The 22,212-nt window shown below is 40.6% G+C and carries 10 protein-coding genes; all 10 read right to left on the reverse strand.

The annotated features are described in order from the left end of the window. Positions 1-4 precede the first annotated feature (4 nt). The 10 genes from BV902_RS25790 to BV902_RS25835 all read right to left on the reverse strand — a co-directional run bounded on the left by BV902_RS25790 (position 5) and on the right by BV902_RS25835 (position 22,160). Entirely contained in the window at positions 5-3,121 is a 3,117-nt protein-coding gene (locus BV902_RS25790; protein ID WP_216640415.1) for a DUF6298 domain-containing protein, read from the reverse strand. A gap of 8 nt (positions 3,122-3,129) precedes the next feature. Beyond that, positions 3,130-4,758, reverse strand: a complete 1,629-nt coding sequence (locus BV902_RS25795) for a polysaccharide lyase (protein WP_075994341.1) — start codon at positions 4,756-4,758, stop codon at positions 3,130-3,132. Between the two features lie 112 nt (positions 4,759-4,870). Beyond that, positions 4,871-6,502 carry a polysaccharide lyase gene (locus BV902_RS25800; protein ID WP_075994342.1) on the reverse strand — a complete coding sequence of 544 codons (1,632 nt, stop codon included), beginning with the start codon at positions 6,500-6,502 and terminating at the stop codon, positions 4,871-4,873. A gap of 119 nt (positions 6,503-6,621) precedes the next feature. Continuing rightward, positions 6,622-8,646, reverse strand: coding sequence for a RagB/SusD family nutrient uptake outer membrane protein (locus tag BV902_RS25805; RefSeq protein ID WP_075994343.1), 2,025 nt, complete (start codon positions 8,644-8,646; stop codon positions 6,622-6,624). Between the two features lie 7 nt (positions 8,647-8,653). Continuing rightward, complete coding sequence (locus tag BV902_RS25810; protein WP_075994344.1) at positions 8,654-11,914, reverse strand: SusC/RagA family TonB-linked outer membrane protein; 3,261 nt, start codon at positions 11,912-11,914, stop codon at positions 8,654-8,656. Between the two features lie 28 nt (positions 11,915-11,942). Continuing rightward, positions 11,943-12,551, reverse strand: coding sequence for a DUF3826 domain-containing protein (locus BV902_RS25815; protein ID WP_075994345.1), 609 nt, complete (start codon positions 12,549-12,551; stop codon positions 11,943-11,945). 175 nt (positions 12,552-12,726) lie between these two features. Further along, complete coding sequence (locus tag BV902_RS25820) at positions 12,727-16,236, reverse strand: glycoside hydrolase family 2 (protein WP_075994346.1); 3,510 nt, start codon at positions 16,234-16,236, stop codon at positions 12,727-12,729. After that, on the reverse strand, positions 16,236-19,034 hold the full coding sequence (locus BV902_RS25825) for a glycoside hydrolase family 95 protein (protein ID WP_075994347.1): 2,799 nt from the start codon (positions 19,032-19,034) through the stop codon (positions 16,236-16,238). The genes BV902_RS25820 and BV902_RS25825 overlap by 1 nt, the downstream gene beginning before the upstream one ends. Continuing rightward, entirely contained in the window at positions 19,034-20,620 is a 1,587-nt protein-coding gene (locus BV902_RS25830) for a glycoside hydrolase family 28 protein (protein ID WP_075994348.1), read from the reverse strand. The genes BV902_RS25825 and BV902_RS25830 overlap by 1 nt, the downstream gene beginning before the upstream one ends. Position 20,621: 1 nt before the next feature. Then, positions 20,622-22,160 carry an MGH1-like glycoside hydrolase domain-containing protein gene (locus tag BV902_RS25835; protein WP_075994349.1) on the reverse strand — a complete coding sequence of 513 codons (1,539 nt, stop codon included), beginning with the start codon at positions 22,158-22,160 and terminating at the stop codon, positions 20,622-20,624. Between the last annotated feature and the right edge of the window lie 52 nt (positions 22,161-22,212).

Here is a 22,212-nt window from a genome sequence, read left to right on the forward strand (position 1 = left end):
GTTGTTATTTCTTATTTAGCCAAATAATTTCTGGCTCTTTTGTATAATTGCTCAAATGAATATGCTTCCCGAGATTGATCTTCTCCGTTTTAATAATCGTTCCGTTTTTCGGATTAATGCGTGTCATTTCAAAACCGCCTTTATAATCGGATAGATCAATATCTTCTGCATCGGATTTTTCCTTATAAATGATCAGACCTTGGCTACCTTTTAGCAACCAAGCGCCATTGATTTCTGTCGCTTTCATCGCTGATGCTGCACGGTAGAAATCGTTGTTTCCTATCCTAGGTAGGTTTGCCATAGAGCCTCCTGCCATAAAAGATGCCCAAGCCATCGTTGGGTAGTTGTCAGCAAAGTATAACACTGCTTTATCCGGATATTTTGTGCGGTATTCGGATACGGCTTTATAAACGGCCTCCATCGATGTTTTCTTTGGTTTCAACAATCGTGCATGCTGACGCGGCGCCAGATTTTGTCCACCTTGGGGAGCATAGCTCTTTCCATCGGCTTGATAATGCCAGTAGCGGATATCAATGACCTGAATTTCTTTAGCAAGTTCTTTATCGGCTAAAATGGCATCTTGTACATCTTTTGTTGCACTCAAACCAATAATTGGATTTTTACCTGTCTCCGCTTTCCATTCTTTGATCACGTCGACCCAAAACTGAACGAAATGTAAGGGTCCCGTATATTCGGCGCTGATCATCTGAATGACTCCCGAGTTATCTTTAAAGTTATCCAAGCATTGACGGATATAAGCGCGATGTAACGAACGACGAACAGGGTTATCGATATCATAGAACTGTTCTGCCATAAAAATTCGTTTATTACCAGCATAAGGAACCGGTTCTGGAAATCCGACATTATTGATATTATTAGCTGCACGCCATGGGAAGTCCACGTAATGTGCACCAGCTTCAATAATATTATGTTGAAAATAATTTTGATGAAGCAATACCAAACCTTTTTGGTCTGCTAGATCTGCATATTGTTTCAAGCGTCCCCAGTAAAATTTGTTGTACTTTGTCAAATCATACTTAGACAGGCCGTCATAGGCTAACCCCTGACCACTACGCGCAAATGGCAGTTCATAAAACGGAGGCCACACCTCCCCATTGATCCGACGAATACGTTCGTGATCATCACGTCTCCGATCATACCAAAGTCCGTAATTGTGATCAATGGCGATAATGTTATCTTTTTTTAATGAATCCGTCATCTCCTCAAGATCGTCTGTCAACCCCGTGCCAACCTCTCCAGGCACATAGCGCGTGATATGTGGTTTAGCTTTTTCAGCACCATGCGGTCGAGCGCTACCACTCCACCACGGAACATCCGATTTGGCCCCTACGAGTACTTCATCACCACGTACCAACCAACCGTTTACGACACGCATATCGGCTTGTTTTTTTGCTGGGGTAGTCTCTTTATAGCCGATTTGATCGATGGTTTTTACATTTGCGGTCGTATTTAAGGGGTAACGATCACCGGCTTCTGCAATAAAGTCAACCAGTTTCGTCATTGGATTTTCAGACTGACGTGTCAGCTCCATGGCAACACTGACGGGCGGACTACTGGATGCTTCGGTCAAAACTGGCAACAGTACTGCGCGTTCATCAGCCGCTAGGCCAATTCTTTCCCGTAACTGTGCATAATACAAGCTTTTGGGCTTGATATATTCATTCGATTGCTCCCAATAGCCATTTCCCTGAAATTGAGACCAAATCCCAAAAGCCCAGTTCTGTGCCGTCGGGGGTTGGAAACACTCCACGAGTCCAGCTGTAGACTGCCAAAACACAGAATTTGCTGCTGACCAGCCCGCCCCTTGACCATCTTGACCTCGGTTTTTATAGCTTAGCGCCTGCGCATCAATATCTGTATTATCAAAAAGAATCCCCGATGCCCAGCTATCTATCCCGCCACTAAAACTGAAAGGTTCTACTGCCTGGCATTGGACAAAAGCATTTGGCCCTGCAGCCAAATAGCCTACAGCGAAATCGTGGTACCCATGTTCGGAATAGAGCCGTTGAAACAAAGTCTGCTGACCCTTTGTAAAAAACGTATATCTTCTTTGCCCACCAATTTCCGAAACCGGATCGCGGGAAATACAATCTTCTACAGTTAATTTTTGAGTACTTGCCAAAGCGTAGACAGCTGATCCTGCAAAATGCCGGAACTGCATGCGCCGAACCCAAACGTTTTCAGCATTTTCAATGGTAATTGCCATCCAGCGATGGTCTTCGTCTTTTGGGTTATTCGCATCGAAAGCAGATTTAAGTTCGATATTTTCGATACCTACATTTTCGACTCTTCCTTTCCAATTATACTGCTCAACAGTCGCTTGGCCATAGCGTCTATCCAATGCTGTTGTGATTGGTGCATCAATCTCGATACCATTACCTTTCACTGCAACAATCGTTCTATCCCAAGTCACATCGCGTTGCCCGGGTTTCCAACCTAGCGAAGTAATGCCACCACCAAAATGATCAGTACCAAGCTGATTAATCCAATCTTGCGTGGAAGGTCTTGTAATCCTAATTTTATCTCCAGCTTTATAGGAAGCCGCATGATCAATATCCAATACCCGCGCGTTGACAGGGACGTAAGCGCTTGTTACGTTTGTCTTTTTTGCAAACGTGATATCGTCTTTTCCGAGAATACGGATGAGTGTTTCTCTTGTTGTTCCTTCACCAATGATGACCGTTCCATTTGTTGTGAAACCACTACCACGCAGAATAACACCTGAGGCACTTATTTTAAGAGAACCGGAAACAGAATAAACTCCCGCTTGTAAAAGCACCACTCCTCGTAATCCATCTTTACCCAACGGTAGCATTGACACATAGTTGATAGCAGCTTGAATACGCTGTGTAGCATCACCTGTTTTTAGAGGAACGACAACAGCAATCTCCCCTGTAGGAATAGCTGCATTTCCCCCTTTGTATCCCGCATAGGAAAAATCAGGAATCTGATTTCCAAGCGAATCTGCATGGTACACAAACTTTGCCTCATCCCATACCAAAGGTGTATATGCTTTCATTTGTTGTGCATGTGCAGTAAAAGCAATACAGGTGAAAGCATATAATCCGATACAAGAAAAAAACTGCATTCTTTTTCTCATGGTTATTTTTACTTTTTGGGTACGACAGCATCTAATGCTACAACCCCATTTAAATAGTTCTCAATATTGGCATAGCCGTTTTTTGCTATTTTTCTCGAATCGCCGGGATCATTGGGATTTAAACCCATGCTCTTCTCCAGATTGTCAGGAATACCGTCATTGTCTGAATCTTGATAAGGTTCCCCCACATAAGTTGGATAACCGCCCACCTGCGCGATATCCGATATAATTCCTTGTTTGTAAGAATCTTCTGGGAGGCGTCGCTTAACATATGGTGATACAAATCCATGTTGCGCTTTCGTTGTATCATAATAAACCTTATTCTCCGACACTTGCTTAATGATCCGTTGATCAACAGCATCCTGTTTAGGCAGAAAAGCACCTACGTTTTTAAGCACATAATTGTAAGCATCTTGAGCGGATAGTGTTGTAACTGGAGCCATTGGAAAAGCTTTATCAACACGGATTTCTTTTTCACGGCCGCCAACATTCGGTAGATCCTCAATCTGGATACCGCCATCCCAGTTATTGTCAGTGACCTTTGGAAAACCTTCTACTACATTTCCATGTGCATATACCTTACCATATTGATCTTTAAATGCTTTATCTCTTCCAGACTCTGGCTTTAAGATACGGTATGCGATCGGTTTATCTTTGGGTGTAATCGGCCCGGGTTTATAGTAATTATTGATAAAGTTGAATAAGGATTTATTGTCTCCGCCATCAGCACTTCGATTCCACCAGTTCCAAATGACATTATTAACAAATCCAAAGTCACCATACATTCCTATGGAAGGATTCCGGCTAATATTTGAAGCCCATAGATTACGCATAAATGTACTATTCAATCCGCCTATTGTACTTCCGAATGCGTGGTTGTAAGCATCCAATGCTTCAGAAAAAATAGAATTCTGGATCGTAATATTTACTGTAGGCAATTTGAGATTTTTGCCTTCGCGGTCGTATACATGCCGGTAGATCGACATATTTTCATCCAGGCCCCAGCTTGCAGATACGTGATCAATCATGATATTACCAACCACATTACCGCCTACAGCATCATCACGACGCGTTACGTCAGTTTCACCGCGACGTAAACGTAAAAAGCGTAAAATGACATCGTGTGTATCAATCAGAAAAGATTCTCCAGCCACACACACTCCATCTCCTGGTGCTGTCTGTCCGGCAATCGTAATATAAGGCGCCTTAACGACAATTGGTTTTTCCAGTCGAATAATACCAGCAACATTAAATACAACAATACGGGCACCACCAGCTTCACAGGCTTCTCTCAACGTTCCCGGTCCACTGTCCGCAAGACTCGTCACAACAAAAACTTTTCCACCTCGGCCACCAGCAGTGTAAGCACCCCCACCTTCAGCCCCAGGAAACGCTTTAATTTTCGCCTGTGGTAAGTCATTAGGTTTGGCTGCCCAAGGAATATAGGGCTTCCCTTCTTTCTTTATAACTTCCTGTGCCTTCACCCACACTTTTTCTAAGCGTATGTTTTCCATATTTTCCCGTTCAGCAGCCAATTTGTTTAGTGAATCTGGAATAACGGGATATTGAGCTAATGCTGCTATTGGGCTTATTAACCCCAAAATTAACATGGTATTTCGCTTAAATAATGATTTCATATGTAAGTAATTAACATAAGCTCGCAAGCTCCGTTTATTTTTTTTGGTTATATAAATACCCAGCTTACTTGATGCTGTGCCTATCTCCTAAACAAGGGTATGCCAGCAGCAATTATTTCGCCGCCAAATTATTCAGATAGATTTCGATATTCGCATAACCTGATGCTGTAATCTTCGCAGAATCGCTAGGATCATTTGGATTAAGTCCCATTTCTTTTTCTACTGCATCCGGAATACCATCATTGTCGGAATCTTTGTAAGGTGTCCCTTTATATACTGGGTATCCGCCCACTTGGGATATGTCAGTAATAATACCGATTTTATACGAATCCTTTGGTAATCTCCGATGTTCAAAATCTTTTTCTGGCAGTTTCACATTGCTTAATAGTTTGACTGGCTTACCGTTTTTAACATCGCCAATAACCCGTGTATCGACAGGATCTCTTTTAGGTAAGGTGGCTCCTGCATGTTCAAGAACAAAACCGTAAGTTTCCTGCGCAGACATTACAGGGAAATTAGCATGAGGAAATGGTTCCTTTGCGCTCATTGCTGCAAAGTAAGGTTGCGCTTCAGCATAAGTCATCGCATCCCCCTTTTTATTTTCCAATTGTACTCCACCATCCCAGTTGTTTGAAGTGATTTTGGCGTTCCCTTCCACAATGTTACCTTTAACATGTGCACGGCCAAATACCACGTAAGACAGTTTACTTCTGCCGGATTCGGGTTTTAAGATCCGGTAACTTACAGGCTGATCCAGTGGGGTCGCTGGACCTGGTTTAAAGTAATTATTCACAATATTATAAGTCGCCTGATAATCACCGCCATCAATTGAGCGATGCACCCAGTTGTAAACAACGTTATTATAGAAATTGAACAAACCATTCCAGCCAATAGATGGGTTACGGGCCGCATTGTTCGCCCAAAGGTTACGCATAAACGTACAATTTTCTCCACCTAAGGTACTACCGAAGGCGTGGTTCCAAGTATCCAGCGCTTCAGAGAAAATAGAATTTTGAATAGTTATATTCACTGTACCTCGTTTTTCCTCTGCTTTTCCCGTGCTGTCATTATACATATGACGGTACATGGACATATTTTCATCCAGTCCCCAACTTGCAGAAACGTGGTCTATCATAATATTTCCCACCGGATTCCCTCCGATCGCATCATCCCGACGACCGACGTATGTTTCACCGCGTCTAAAACGCATATGACGAATCAAAACATCATGTGTATTGATCCAAACGGATTCACCCGCCACGCAGACACCATCACCTGGTGCAGATTGTCCAGCAATAGTCACATATGGAGCCCGAATAATTAATGGCGTTTTCAGACGAATGATACCCGAAACATTAAATACGATAATACGAGGGCCACCTTTCTCACAGGCTTCCCGCAATGAACCAGCACCATTATCTTCCAGGTTGGTCACAACATACACCTTTCCACCACGTCCGCCAAAAGTAAATTTACCACCACCTTCCGCTTCTGGAAAAGCCGGAATAGTCGCTTGTGGTAAATCTGCAGGCCTCCCAGCCCAAGGAATATAAGGCTTACCTTGTTTTGCATATTCTTCTATGACAGGTAGGGCTTTTTGCCAAGCTTCATCAGACTGTTTGGTCGCTTTGCGCATCAGCTCATCTGTATTCTTCTTAACGTCTTCTGGAATTTTGGGATACTGACAAAATGCGATTGATGTAATGAGACTTAACAATGCTGTCAGCGTTATTTTATGTAACATGTTTATCTAGTTAGTAGGATTTATAATTCTTATTTCAAATATATGTCAGATATACATTTATAAAAAACAATGCGTGTCACAATTCACATACATTGCTTTAATATTTTTTACAAATGGAATTATTTTAGCGGATCAAAAGTTCCAGCTCCATTCATGCTATCCCAACCTGTAGTTTGTTGTAAATAAGGTGAAGTAGATAAGGCTGTTTGATTTAATCCGAAAAAGTAATACTCTGGGTACCATTTAAATTTCCATGGAGTATTTGTCGGATCCAAATCATCTTTTTCAGCAATTACAAAATAATTATCGTACAGATAATCCAAATATTGCTCCTGATTTTCAATTCCGTCAGGATAAGTTGCGGGCTGGCGTTCAACTACAGGAACATTTGAACCATTCCGAACTAACGGATCTGAATTACCGGTATATTCCATGCCATTGTTTTTTACCGTAATTAACAAACCTGTTCTTCTTGTTCCATTTAATGGTTTTAAACCAATACGTTGGGCAGTAGGTGAACCCTCTTCAAAAAGCTTCCAACGTCTAAGATCATAAAATCGTTTACCTTCATACGCAAACTCCAATTTGCGTTCATTAATAATCGCCCCAAATAATTTATTGCGATTCCCCGCAACCGTGGCTAAACCATATGATCCATCACCGACCTCAATTCCTGCACGTTTCCGGATTTCAATGATTCCATCTAAACCTTCTTGTAATTTATCGACGCCGATAGCCGATTCTGCTAAATTCAATACTACTTCAGCAAAACGCATTTCCATATAGTCTGTACCACTTTGCTGAAATCCCGCTGCCCCATTCGATGTAGCAGACGCAGCAGGGTTAGATCCCTTTCGAAGATAGATACCACTTGCGTTAGAACCTTTAGTTTCCGTCGAAACGTAGGCTCCTTTACTATTTTTCCAATAATAGGTCCATTGGCGGTAGCTCTCCCCATTTGCATAAGGAAATAAAGCTCCGTTATAAACGAAAGTTCGGGCAAAGCGTGGATCTCTATTTTTATAAAACTTTTTCGCATCATAAGTATATGTAGATGTCGGATCGTCAATATTTTTACCATCTAACATCGGGAAAGCGTCAAATATCTGCTTAGTTGGCGAAATCGATCCTGCACCGGAAAGTTCTCGCGGGCGAATTACTTGCTCCCAGCCGTTATTTTTTACAGCTGTTGAACTGGAAGATGCATTATTAAATCCGTATACAATAACAGCTTCGGGATTATTTACTTCAGTAAACCACATATCACTCCAAGCCTTGCCTCCTACAGTACCTCCGGTTTGAAATAAACCGAAGCCATTTTGCTCCAGTAGCGCTTTTGCTTCCGCATTTGCCGCATAAGCCGCTTCCCAACGATCACGTGAATCATTTGGATTAAATTGCGGACTAGCATAAGTCAAGAGCACGCGTCCTTTTAACGCTGCTGCTGCACCGCTAGTAATCCGCCCCCAGTTGCCGCCATCCCATTTACCTGGCAAGAGGCTTTTGGCTAAATCCAGATCTTTCACAATTTGCGCAATACATTCTGTAGTTGTACTTCTGGGAATTGAATTAGCATCACTATCTCCTACTATCGGATTTTGTGATTCGAGAACTAAAGGTACACCACCATACATCCGAACCAATTGGAAATACTGAAAAGCACGCCAAAAATACATTTGACCTTTTAATTGATTTCGAGTTGCTTCGTCAATCCCTCCCAGATCGATTTTTTCGAGAAAAACATTGATCTCTTTCATTCGCGTCCACACATTATTCCCAATACTAGCACTCATGCGCTGACCAAAATATTTATTTGCATGATTATTAATATAGGAAATCGCATTCCATTGCTTATTGAAATCGGTTTCCCCAGCTAATTCATCTGTGGTTTGTGTAAAAGTATTGTTATACCCTCCGTTATCCGAAGCATCTTGAGTAGCAACAAAAGATTGTGCATTATTCGCTGGCAAGAACAGGCCATAAACATAATCCACATAAGCCGTGGCTAAAATAGGATCTTGAAACAAATCTGTTTCATCAACGGCCCCTAAATCTCTTTTTTCCTCTAGAAAGTTATCTTTACAGGCTTGATTGGTCAGTAACAAACAACAAAGTCCTATATTTAAAATTGTTAATTTTTTCATTGCCTAATTATAATGTTACGTTAATACCAAAAGAATAAGTTCTCAAATTCGGATATACATCCCATCCTCCACCATTACCGTCTTTATAACCAAATGGATTATAAATTGTCAATGGATTCATAGCACTTAAATAGGCCCTTAGATTTGAAACTTTCAAGTATTTATTAACTTTATCTGGAAATCTATAACCTACATTAAAGCTGCTCATTCGCATTTGAAAAGCTGGAACAGTCCAGAAATTCGAACGAACATTATACATATCTGCCCAATTGGGATTTGGCATATTCCCTGTTGGGTTTAGCACTGGATCATAAACATCTCCCCAAAAAGCGGGTAAATTCGTGTAAACACGCGAAATATCATTATTCAATGGTTTACGTTCAGTAATTTCATTATAACCGCCGAAAGAACCAGTAATAACTGCTTCCGCACTTATCCCTTTATAACCAGCCTTTAATGTCATTCCAACTGAGTAATGATTGGTATTATTTTTGGCTAATTGAATTTGGTCGAATTCGTTGATAATTCCATCAGGACCAGCAAATGTACCATCAGCTTGGAGCGCCCCCCGAACGTCACGATAGTAGAGCATACCTGGCCTCAACTTATCGGCCGTCTCATTGAACACTTGGGTAATATTATACTGGCTGACGTAGTTATCGATATCTTGTTGTGTCTTAAACATACCCAAATAATCATACCCCCAGGCACCATTATCTGAAGAAGCATTTAGCTGGGGATTCCATGGATACATCATATCCACATCATTATAATTCCACACCAGAATCTTATCATTTGTCCATGAAAGGCGCGTGCTAATTCCATAGCTAAATTCGTTAATTTTATCTTGCCACCCCAAGTCAAACTCAAGACCATAAGTATTCTTTTTTGCAAAATTCTCAGCAGCAACAGAACCGCCGACCGAGATTGGGACATTTCCTGTACGCTCGAGGAGCAAATCTCGTCCGAAATTATAATAACCATCGATGGTAGCCGACAACCGACTATTGAAGAAACGGGCATCGATACCGATATTATTTTTATAATCATTAGCCCACGTGGCGTTCCTGTTAGCAGTTTTCTCCATCTTCATTCCTGTGGTTGCGTCGCCGTTTCCTCCAAATACTCCACCTTTTCCGATTTGATAGGTATAACGTTGTTTCCATCCCCAAGCGGCGGTCTGATCATTCCCCAATTTACCATGTGAAAGGCGCATTTTTAAATAATCAATACCTTTTACATGAAAGAAATCCTCTTCACTGATGACCCAACCTACAGAGACGTTATAAAACTTACCCCAATAGTTTTCGGGCGCAAACTTCGTCGAAGCATCCGAACGGAATAATACCTCCGCAAGGTATTTTTCGCTATAGCGATAATTTAGTCGGCCAAGGTAGCCTAAGGTTCCAGATTCATAAGCCGCTGTACGTCCTTCTACAGTACCAAAAGCAGTTCCAAATTGTCCATTCGTATTTTGTAATGGATCATTTTTCCAAACGTCTTCCTGGGACGATTTTGCTTCCGCTTTTTCCACCGAAAATAATCCCGAGAAATTATGCTTCTTCCACTGTTTATCATAGGTCGCCGTAAAGTTTGCCTGATAATTATTACCGGTTGCATTTGAAAAATAAACGCGATTACCGTTGCTAAAAGTGACAGCCTTTTCTCCAGATATATTTTCATCGTAAATATGTCCGTTTTCACCGCTTCTTTGATCAAATGTATAAGTTTGATACTTTGTCCCAATTTGGTCCCCACGCTCATTTTTTAAATTTTTAGCATAGGATCCTCGTAAAGTCAAACCTTTTAACCAAGGGGCTTGATATTCGGCATTGAGGTTAATACTGAATTGTCTTGAATCGGTAGTTGTTAAATTACCTAATTTCTGCAATTCATAATAATGATAAGCAGATAGATCACCTGCTGTTCCCGGCAGACGAACTGGCAAACCATTGACATAAGCTGGAACATAGGGCGAAGCCAACAATAGATTTCTGTAATCGTTATCGTCATTTTCACCGCCAATCTTATTAAAGGTTTTTTGCTGGTTACCTGTATTCCCCGAAACCTGCATACCTACCTTAAAGTTACTTGCCACTTGAATATCACTTCCGGCTCGGAAATTCCAGCGATCATAATCCAGTGTACCCAAATTACCGTTTTGTTTATTATAAGCCACATTTGCAAAATAAGTCGCTTTATCTGCGCCGCCCGAAATATTCAACGAGTGTCGTGTCAGATAACTTGCTTTCCAAGCATCGTCTAACCAATTATAAGAATGATTCTCAAAATAGTCTAGCTCATCTTGCGAGAAAAACCATTTGTCAAAACCGGCTGCTTTTGGGTCACGGTTTGCTCCATTCAGTCCGTTCATGATATTAAAGTAATTAGCAAATTGATACGCATCCATCACTTTTGAATGATAGGTTGCATCATTAATGGCATACGAACCGTTGTAACTGATCTTTGGCGTACCCACTTTTCCTTTTTTGGTTGTTACCAAAACAACGCCATTTGCCCCTCTAACGCCATACACCGCCGCAGCACCATCCTTTAAAAAGGAAATATTCTCAATTTCTGAAGCATCGAGATTATTAAACAACGTCTGATCAGGTTGATTTTGTCCATCTACCTGAATCACACCATCAATCACAAATAAAGGGGCACTTGTTCCGCCATCTTTACCGCCGCCCATTGGATTCCGTAGAATGTAGGAGGGCTTTGCTCCCGGACGACTCGTTCCCCCGCTGACGTTAAGACCTACAACCCGGCCCACCAATGTCGAACCCACATTCGTCGAAGGTAAATCTTCAATTTCTTCAGCTTTTATCGCCACAACCGATCCAGTCAAATGTGCTTTTTTCTGTGTGGTATAACCAACTGTCACAACCTCTTCGAGCTCCTGACTTTCAGCCTCCATGCGTATGTTTAACACATTCTGGTTTCCAACTGGTATTTCTAATCTTTTATAGCCAACAAAATTGAGCACCAAAATCTCATTTCCAACTGGCAAATTTAGCCTGAATGTACCATCTGCGTCTGTTGACGTCGCAGTTTTTGATCCCTTAATGGATATCGTTACCCCCGCAAGAGGTTTTCCGTTTTGATCAACAACCTTCCCTGTGATATTTTTAAAAAAGTGTAGATTGTGTTCACTTAGATTTACTCCATAGGAGTATGACGGAATGATCCCGCCAGTCATTATTCCAATGGCCAGCAGTTTTGCCAACCTTTTAGAGGATTTACTCGGGAATATGAACTGATTCATAATTTGGGTATTAATTTGATTTATTGGGTTATTTTTTTAATCTCGCGGCCCATTTATCGCCTTCTTCTTTGAGGTTATAACCGTGGGAAGCTAAATAGTTATTGATTTTACCTTTGTATTTGCCAAACCAAGCATGCTTTTTTTCAGATGATTCAGCTTGCATGGCAAAATCCCGTGCTTCATACAACAAACTATCAATCATATGAACTTCATCTTTTGTAAGCAGCGGAATCATATCTTGGTAGGCTCTCACCGTATTTGGATAGACATTATAGGTCATACCGTTTTTAACCGCCTCAACTTCAGGCTCTGTTAAAACCTCTTTTAGCCGAGCTACAAAAGCTTGATTTAAACTAGTTGTTTCCCGAAGCGTTTCTTGTGTGATTTGTTCTTTTAGGCTCTTATCCGTATTCTCCTTGATTTTCAAATCACGAAGCGCATAACAAGCGTTTAAAAGATAATACTGATCACGAATAATGTGAACTGCTGCTTCCTTTTTTTTCTGATCTTGTAACGATAATTTCGCTACAATTTTTTCTGATCGATCGGTAATAGTTTTCCAATAAGCGTCTTGTGTTTGACTAAATGTCATAGACACACTTAAAAATAAAAACGTGAGTAATGCAAAACGTTTCATAGGCATGAAATGGTTTATCCCTTTTTTGGTTATTATTAAACATAAATAAAGTCCCTTAACTTTATTTTTTTATATAATCACTCAATTAAACGTCAAAACGACATAAAAAAATTTTGAGTGTTCAATATAACTGAAAATTTTATGGACAACCATCATGGACTATCCTGACACCAATTTATTTAACCTCTAAATTATCCAGCATAACACCCTTTAAATCAACAGAATAAATCTTTAAAAAATAAGTACCTGCATTGATCATCGTCTTTGTATCAGTATTGATATAATTCCATTTGCCTGAACGCGTGGGATCCATTTGTAGAGGAGTTTTAAGCACTAGTACGTGCTTATCTTTATCTAAAATCTCATAATAACCTTGGCGTGATTCCTTAAATGGGTTATGATACTTAATTGATAATGAATACACGTCCGCTGCACCAACCTGAAATTGCCAGCCGATATAACCATCTTTACTGCTAAATACCAAACGTTTTTGTCCTGCAAAATCGATTTCCGAAACACCTTCCCGCCACTCACTTTGATAGGCCTTATAGTTTTTCACCTCTTTCAGATCATAAACAGGTAGCAGACCGCTTTGCTGCTGAAATACCACCACTTCTCCTCGGCGGCCAGAGGTTAACAGGACCTCATCGCCTGCCTGCAACACCTTACGAGATACGGAAAGATATTTTCCCGTATTTAATTGAACACTGTCTTTGGTATCTTCAAAATCAATAGGTTTCTTATGCCCCAAAAAAAAGATATTAGTTGGTTCTTTAAAACGTAAATGATAGGATTTATGGATGTCAAGCGCGAAATAGTCTGAACCAAACAAAGATGGTGGCAACGAGAAGAATGATGTAACTGAATCCCCCTTCTTCTTCAATACACTACCTATATCCAGCCAACTATGGCGTTGAATTTTCTGATTCCCTAAATCAAGATTATAATGATCTTGAGCACTTGATTTTGAGACTAAATGAACGGGCTTCTTTGACACAATAGTAATTGCCTGTATTAAAGCCTGACCAGCATACGCACGTGGAAAGTTGATCAATAGCTTTCCACCAACCACGTTGACAGCATACTTCTTTTTGATCGCTTGCTGGAAACCCGCATTTTTATAAATATCAAACTTATGTTCTACAATTTGGCCATTGATAGCAATATCGAAAACTCGATCGCCATTTCCCGACGAAAACTTTCCGTACCAAGGTTCGGCAAAATATAATTCAACCCAATAAGTTCCATCTGGAAGATCAAATTGATAGCCCAACTTATCCAGTCCATAGCGGAAGCTCTGAAAAAGCGACCAGTCTTTTGTTCCACCAATTGGATCAAAAATAATCCGTTGACTAGCAAAATTAGTATTCATCCCTTCAAAACTATCCGCCCAAGATCTACTACCCCAGCCTAATTGGGACCGATAAGGTTGGTCAGCTTTCCACTCGGCCCCGTATTCATCCGTAAAATTATCGCCGCCACAATTAATCCGGTAGATATAGTGATATCCCGGCTCCGGTTTTAGAATCTTCAATGGATCTTGAAACAGGTCAGTAAAATGTGGACTTTGCGGAAAATTTTGCAATATAATGGTATCACGAGTAACAACTTTTCCTCCGATGCGACCCTCAGCGTACAATACGTTATACTTGACATTTACACCGTCAAATTCAATATGCTGTCCAAATCCAGCATGTCGTTTTTTCCCTAACGACAGGTATCCTAGATCATTGAACAGTTCGACTTCCTCACAATTCGAAAAAATACGGATATTGTCTTTCACTCCGGGAGCTAACCAACGGTTTGGCCAAGAATGCATAGCAATATAAACCATGGGTTGCTCCTTCTTACCATAATGCGAAAGATACATATAATAAGCGTCTGTGGGTTCCCCCCAAGGTGTCAATAAGCCTTTATAGTTAACTGGTCCAATCCGATCGATCTCTCGATTTCCCTCTCCTCCCTGAATACGGCCCGGATTATCATGGGAGTTCCAAAGCCATAAATAATGACCTATGACATTATTTCTAACAGAATCTGCCAAACGTACTTTTGTTTGTAGGATATCAGCAAAACGCTCTTCGCTGTATTTATTTTCGTTAGGAAGATAGGGTGGCCCGGCATGCATTCCCAAACTTCGCCAAGCGCCATATTCACCAACAAGCAGCTGTTTTTTCAAATCTTCACCATAATATTTTTGGTCTCCCCCGTAGGTTCCCGTCCAATTTTGCGGGACATCCCAATCGGTCCCACTGCCACCATTACATGTCGTCACTAATCGCTGTATGGATGCTGTAGGATCTAGTTTGCGAATTAATACTGTACATTCGCGCGCAAATTCTTCTGGAAGCGTGCTTTCATTTTCGAGCCCCCACAAAATCACTGATGGGCTATTTCTACGTTCGCGAACCCATTCTGTTAATAATCTTTTAAAATTCGTACGAAATGTGGGAGTATCAAACCAGATATGTGCTGCGAGCTGCGTCCATAATAAAATACCGTGTTGATCCCATGCTTGTTGATAACGTAAGTTATGTGGCTGATGTGCATCCCGAAATGAATTGAATCCGAGAGTCCTAATTTGTCTAACCCGGGACTCAATCTCCTCTTTATCAAAGGCATGCGATTGCCCCAGTTTATGTTCATATTCTGCAATGCCATTAATAAATACGGGCTTTCCATTGACCAAGAGACGTGGATCACCAGAAGGCTTTAAACCTTTTGACCAACGAACCGAGCGAATTCCATAGCGCGTTTCTACCTCATCAATCACCTGCCCACCATGTTTGAGCTGCATTTTTATACGATACAGGTAAGGTGACTCCACAGACCATAATTGTGGATTTGTCAGCACAAGATCTTTCAGCCGAATTTCCTTAATTGCGTTTCCCTCTATCTGGTCCTCCGATGTTGATCGAATAACTAATTGGCCCATCTGATCCAAAACTTCGGTTACAATCTCCAAATCTTTACTTTTCTGGTTTTTATTATTCACTTCAACGACCTGATGTACGACCGCTTTACTAGAATCAGCAGTCTCATCATTCCAGTAGTGCTCGCCAAAAGGTGTGATAGCGACTTCGTTTTTCATCAATAGGCTCACTGGCCTAAAGATTCCCATAGGCTGCGATCCTTCGGAAAAACCGCGCTCCGTAGAACAACCTCCATCGACCCAAGGAAGATCCATAATATGAACTGGATGGTCTGCCCGGACAGCTAATAGATTAGGAGTACCGTCCAATCTAATCGCATCAGTAACATCCAATGTAAATGTGGTTCTTCCGCCCGCATGATACCCAACCCGTATACCATTTAACCAAACTGTAGCATAGGAACCTACTCCCTCGAAAAATAAATAGAATCTATTTTTATTTATTTGTTGATTGAGCGAGAAATTTTTCCGATACCATGCGTAACCATGTAAATTGCCATGTAGCAATCTACGATATCCTTCGTAGCCATCCCAGTTATGTGGAACATCGACCTTCCGCCAGTTCTTATCTGTCATAAAAGACAGATTGTGAAATCCATTGTACCTCGCAGAATCTTTTTGGTCCATTATCGTCTCCCAGTCAGTATCCAGTGTAATCGTCTTACGAACGTTCTGACCAAATGAAAATAGTCCAAAAAATAAGATACATAGGCAGCAAAACAGCTTTCTCGTCAACATCAATCTAGTCTTCATTATTTCTTTAAAATCAACTCTTTATCAAAGGCATAAGATTCGCCTCTCTTAGTTTTTATCTTTACTTCATGGTCCTGATAACGCAAATGGAGTTCTTCTCCTGAAAGCGATTCAACGGTCACGGCTAGTAACTGACTATCTTTCCATTCCATACTAATCTGAAAATCACCACGGGATTTGATCCCTTTGACTTTCCCTGTGCCAATTTCAACTGGTAATGCCGGTAATAGCTCAATTCCATCCGTCTGACTCTGGAGCAACATCTCGATAATTCCCGATGCCCCTCCAAAATTCCCATCGATTTGAAATGGAGGATGAGCGTCAAATAGGTTTGGATAAGAGCCGCCACCTTTCCCCGCCGGTCGCAATAGCATTTTTACCATGTGATAAGCATGCTGAGCATCTTTTAATCTAGCCCAAAAATTAATTTTCCATGCCAAACTCCAACCTGTCCCTTCATCTCCCCGTAACACCAACGAGCGTTTTGCAGCCTCTACCAACTGTGGCGTACGAATCATATTGATCTCATCTCCGGGAAATAACCCCCACAAATGGGATACATGCCGATGTTTATTCTCTGGATCATCCAAATCCGTCAACCACTCCTGCAGCTGTCCGTACTGCCCAACCTGGTTCGGCGCAATCTGATTCCGCATCTTTATAATTGAATCCCGCAAGAGATTATCGGCATCCAACAACTTCGAGCTTTGATTGAAAATATCAAACAATGAACGAATAATTTGATGATCCATTGTAGGTCCCTTCACCAACCCGCCGTTTTCAGGAGAGTTTGAAGGCGAGCTTACCAACCATTCCGTTGCTTTGTCTTTGACGAGAAAATCCTTAAAAAATAAGGTAGCATCTTTAATGATTGGATAATATTCTTTTAAAAAGTGTATATCTTGCGTATATCGATAATGCTCCCAAAGATGTCTCACCAACCAAGCTCCACCTGTAGGCCATATACCATGATTGGAACTATTGATGGGAGCTGTGCCGCGCCATAAATCCGTGTTATGATGCAAAACCCAACCTCGAGCAGCATAATATTCTTTGGCCGTTTCTGCACCCGCCATATGAAGATCCCGAATCATTTGAAATAGAGGTTGCTGCAACTCAGAAAGATTTAAAGCTTCAGTCGGCCAGTAATTCATCTCCAAATTGATGTTAGTTGTGTATTTGCTACCCCAAGATGGTTCTAAGGATGGATTCCAAATACCTTGAAGATTCATTGGCTGGCTACCTGGTCGAGACGCAGCAATTTGAAGATATCGGGCATATTGCACATAAAGTGCGAGCAGCCCTGGATCATCAAGCATTACTGCCCTTTGTAATCTTCTATCTATTGGAATAGTATCAAGTTGGCTCCCGTCGCCAAAATCTATTTCAAAGCGATGATGCAACTGTTGATAATCTTTTTGATGGAGTTCATACAATTTATCAAAGTCCAACTTACATAAATCTTTGAATCTATCCAATGCGACAGCAGAATACTGATCATTCAGCTCTTGATATGATTTAAAATTTGTTGCGGCAGTCAGATAAATTTGAGCTTCATCCGCTTGTTGCACGACAAGTTCGTTGCCAGTATAGGACACTTGTCCCCCTTTCAATTTAAGCTGAAGAAAAGCTGTTCCTCGCATTGCTCCATTTTTCACCCATACTTCCAAGCGGATTGATGATTTATTGAGGCGATCAAGTTTTGCACGCTGATGTTTGGTATTCATTGCAAGCCTAAAGGTAATTTTTTTCTTCTGGTCAGCCTCCAACCGTATGCCGATAAAATTCTGGGGATAGCTTGCAAAATAAGTTCTTTTATAATGGATTCCACTAGCATCATAGTTGACGCAAACTTCGCCTTTATCCAAATCGAGTATCCGGCTGTAGTTCTTTGTCTCTTTGTGATTGAACTTTAAATTTAATGTACCAAAAGGCTGATAGGATGCCTGAAAACTTCCTATTTTAGGAATATTTTGATCTTGAATATAGTATCTCCAGTGCCCATTTAGTGAAATAATTTTTCCGCTCGCACTTTTTAATCCTATTGACTGCTTTGTGTCCTTATATCCAGCTACACCTCCTTTTCCTTCCAAATTGATCACCTGAATTGCGATACTATTTCTACCTTCCCGCAGCAGCTCTTTAGGTATTTGATACAGCCTTCGGGTATCATCTCCCGCTGACTGGCCGACAAGCTTACCATTAATATAGGTATAATCATTGGTCCGGATTTTATTTAAATCCAACGACCAGCGCTCTGATAGCTGATTTTTTGAAAGGTTAAATTCATAACGGAACCAAACAGCGCCATCCAAGCCCTCCAGTCCCAGATTCTCCCAGCCCTCGTAATGCGGCACCACTATAAGTGGCCATTTGCTATCGTCAAAAACGACCTGAAATGGCCCATGTTTCTGCTCACGAATTTTCCCAATTTTTTCCAACCAGGCACTAGGATCTTCTGATTCACTTTTAAGCCCCATAAATTCCCGCATCGCCAAAGATTCCGCTTCTTTCTGTTGACCTTGATCAAGCAGGTTCCGTATACTTTGAAGATACTTCGATGCGCCTTTTTTATTATAATTTCGTGGTCCATCCGTCCATAATGTCTCTTCATTAAACTGTAATTCTTCTTCCTCGACCCCGCCATAAACCATGGCCCCAAGCCGCCCATTACCAATAGGTAAAGCCTCCTCCCATTGTTTGGCAGGATGATCAAACCATACACGCGTTTGTGCAAAAGCGGAGTTTAAGAGACATATCGATAAAAACGATAATAAAATATACAGGTATAAACGCATTATTTAGATTCCGAAGGGTTTATATTTGATATGAACTGACCACTTTTGTAAGTACCACGGAGAATTTGCTTTACTCGGGCTAAATTATTGCCATGAATATAAATCGACTCATTCTCTGATCCTACTAAATCCAAAAATAGTGCTGTACCTAACAAAGGAAAACAACTCTGCACATTCACTGATTTACAATTTTCAAGCTCGATCAGCGATTTTTCTGCCACTGGTGTCGCATTTTTTACATTTACTAAACTCAGTTCCTTAGCATTGTTGACAGATAATAATGCACCTTGTTTGATTGCTATGTTTACGTTACTCAATGTCAATCCATTCACATTGAGTGCTGAAAACCCCGTATTTCCTTCCATATTTATATCCGAAAACACTACATTGTCTATTGGCATTTCTGCTAAGCCTCGCATGTAGCCAATACGGTTTGTTGTGCCAGACAAATTATTAATAAAGATATTCCTGAATTTAGGCGTACGTTCACTAATTGGCCCTGGTTCACTTTTAGCATATTCCATGTCCATGACAATCGCCTGATCTCGAATATCGCGCATCACAATATTAGAAACTTGAATATTTTCCACGATGCCCCCTCTACCTCTTGCGGTTTTTAGACGTATACCGCGATCTGTTCCGTCAAAAATACAATTAGAAATAACAATATTTTTAACTCCACCGGACATCTCACTCCCGATAACCACCCCACCATGCCCGCGAAGCATTGTACAGTTTGTAATGGTATAATTCTCTGCTGGGATATTGATCTTTCTTCCCGAGCGATCCTTACCAGATTTTATGGTAATACAGTCATCCCCTACACTAATGTGGCAATTGGCGATACGAACATTGGAACAAGATTCTGGATTTATACCATCTGTATTAGGCGACGGGGGGTTATCAATCGTTACGCCGTCTACGGTAACGTTATCACAATATTGTGGATTAATTGTCCAAAATGGCGAATTTTGAATTTTAATATCCTTGATCTGTACATTTTTACAGTTTAAGAACTGTATAAAGGGCGGTCGTAAAAACCCTCTTTCAATCCATCCCGGAAGGTCTGGAGCCAAAACATTCTTATTGAGGCGTTTAAATTCTTTTTGCCATTTACTATCTTCTGTCTGTTTTTTAACTTCAACCTCCGAATAGCCCCACCATTTTTTACCGTGTCCGTCAATAATCCCACGTCCTTGAATACTAATATTTTCGAGGTTATTTCCATAAAATAATGGCGAAAAATTTGTTACAGCAGTTCCTTCCCAGCGGGATTCTACCATGGGCAAATAATCATCAAAATTATCGCTAAAATGTAACTCAGCTCCCGCATCGATATAAATCGTAATATTGCTTTTCAAATGAATTGGTCCAGTGACGTATTTTCCTGCCGGGAAATAGATCGTACCCCCGCCTTTATTTGATGCTGCTGTAATAGCCTTTTTGATAGCCAATGTGTTACTTCCGGTACTATCTTTCTGGCCACCAAAATCCATGACATTTAGCCAAGTTTGTGCTTGCAAACCCAGCATGGATAAACAGAGCAAAACAGTTATTATTCCACGATGATAGCGCTTTCTGATCATATTAATTTAAGTTAATCTTACAATTTTTTAAATCCCTTTTTTGTAGTGATTTCACTCCATCTACATAGATGGTCAGTCCCTTTCCTTTGTGATATTTTTCGCCAGTGACATCCCAGTAAATAGCAATGTTCTTACGGTGATACGTTAATTGGGTCAACGCAAAGTAGTCCCACTTATCTTTCGAAATCAAGGGTTTTATTTCAAGAATAGAATTAATTTGTGGTTTTACTCCAATTAAATCTTGAATAATGACATCCGCAAATGTGGAATGGTTATAAAATTTACTTCTCGGATTGTCTCCTTTCAACCATTCTCCAGTCTTCTCATCCTGGTATTCACCTATATAAGGTTTACCGTTCATCACATGCGATTTAGCATATTTATGAATTTGGTCATATAAGTCGTTTGCATCCAATTCCTTATTCTTTTTATAATCGCTTAAATAATTAGCCATTCCTCTGATGGTCTGTGAACTCGTAAAAGGCCAAATTGCTCCGTCCCATTCACAACTATGACCAGTTCCGCGTGTTCGAAATGTCGGCTCACGTCGTTCAGCGGTTGTTGTTCCCCACAGCGCATTAAATCCTGCTGTATCAGGAAGCTGGTGCCAAGCTTTTCCATACGTCGTTTTGTCTGGTGGCAAATGAAAATACCACGGTATAAAACCAATTGCCTCACGTGTAGGATGTAGACCTCCTTTTTCTAACCTCGTTTTAAAGAACTGATCTTCTTTGTCCCAAAGTGAATCCAATACCAATTCACGTAAAGTTTGGGCATAGGTAATGTACTTTTTCTCTAATGCTGAATTGGACACCAATTTGGCAATTGTTGCTATTGCTACAGCGTTCCCATACATATAGCTATTGATCGAAGGTCTCATATTATGAACTTTACGTCCACCAGAAACAGACTCTTCCATGCCATCCTGAACGTCAAATTGCCAAAAGAGACCGTTTTTACTTTTTCTTTCTTTCTCCCATTTTTCAAAATCTAGATCAAGGTCCGACAGTCTATCTCTTAAGTATTGCTTATCGGGATTTACTTTATAATAAGCTAATAAAGCATCTGGCAACCAAGAACTGAACTGATGAAACCTCGGTTTAGATTGATTTTTATCAGCATGATAAAGCCAAAAGTCTATGTATTCTTTTAGAAATGCATTTTCACGAATCCATCTTCCTTCATACAAATGGTGCCCTAGCGCACAGCTGATTGAATTATATTTTCCAGCGTGTTTTACAGGTTCAATGAATTCGGTTACCAAGGTACCTTCGGGGCTCGATTTAATATGTTTTCGAAAAGACCACCATCGAAAATAATAAGTTTGCTCAATTTCTTTATCGGGACAGTCCAATAAAGGAATATTCGCCAGCATCCAATCATAGGCATCCTTATTCGGAATTTTATTGATCACAGCTTCGTTATCGTTGTTATTAAACTCTTGAACATAAGTGTGAACTTTATCCACTAATTTTTCTTGTGCTTTTGCATAAGAAAGAGCACAGAAAAGAAGCGCAAGAATAGATTTTTTAATTTTCATTCCTTATTATTATCAAAAAAGTTGAAGTAGATCTATTGTGTTTTCGTAAAAT

Source organism: Sphingobacterium sp. B29, from assembly GCF_001952815.1.
GTDB lineage: Bacteria > Bacteroidota > Bacteroidia > Sphingobacteriales > Sphingobacteriaceae > Sphingobacterium > Sphingobacterium siyangense.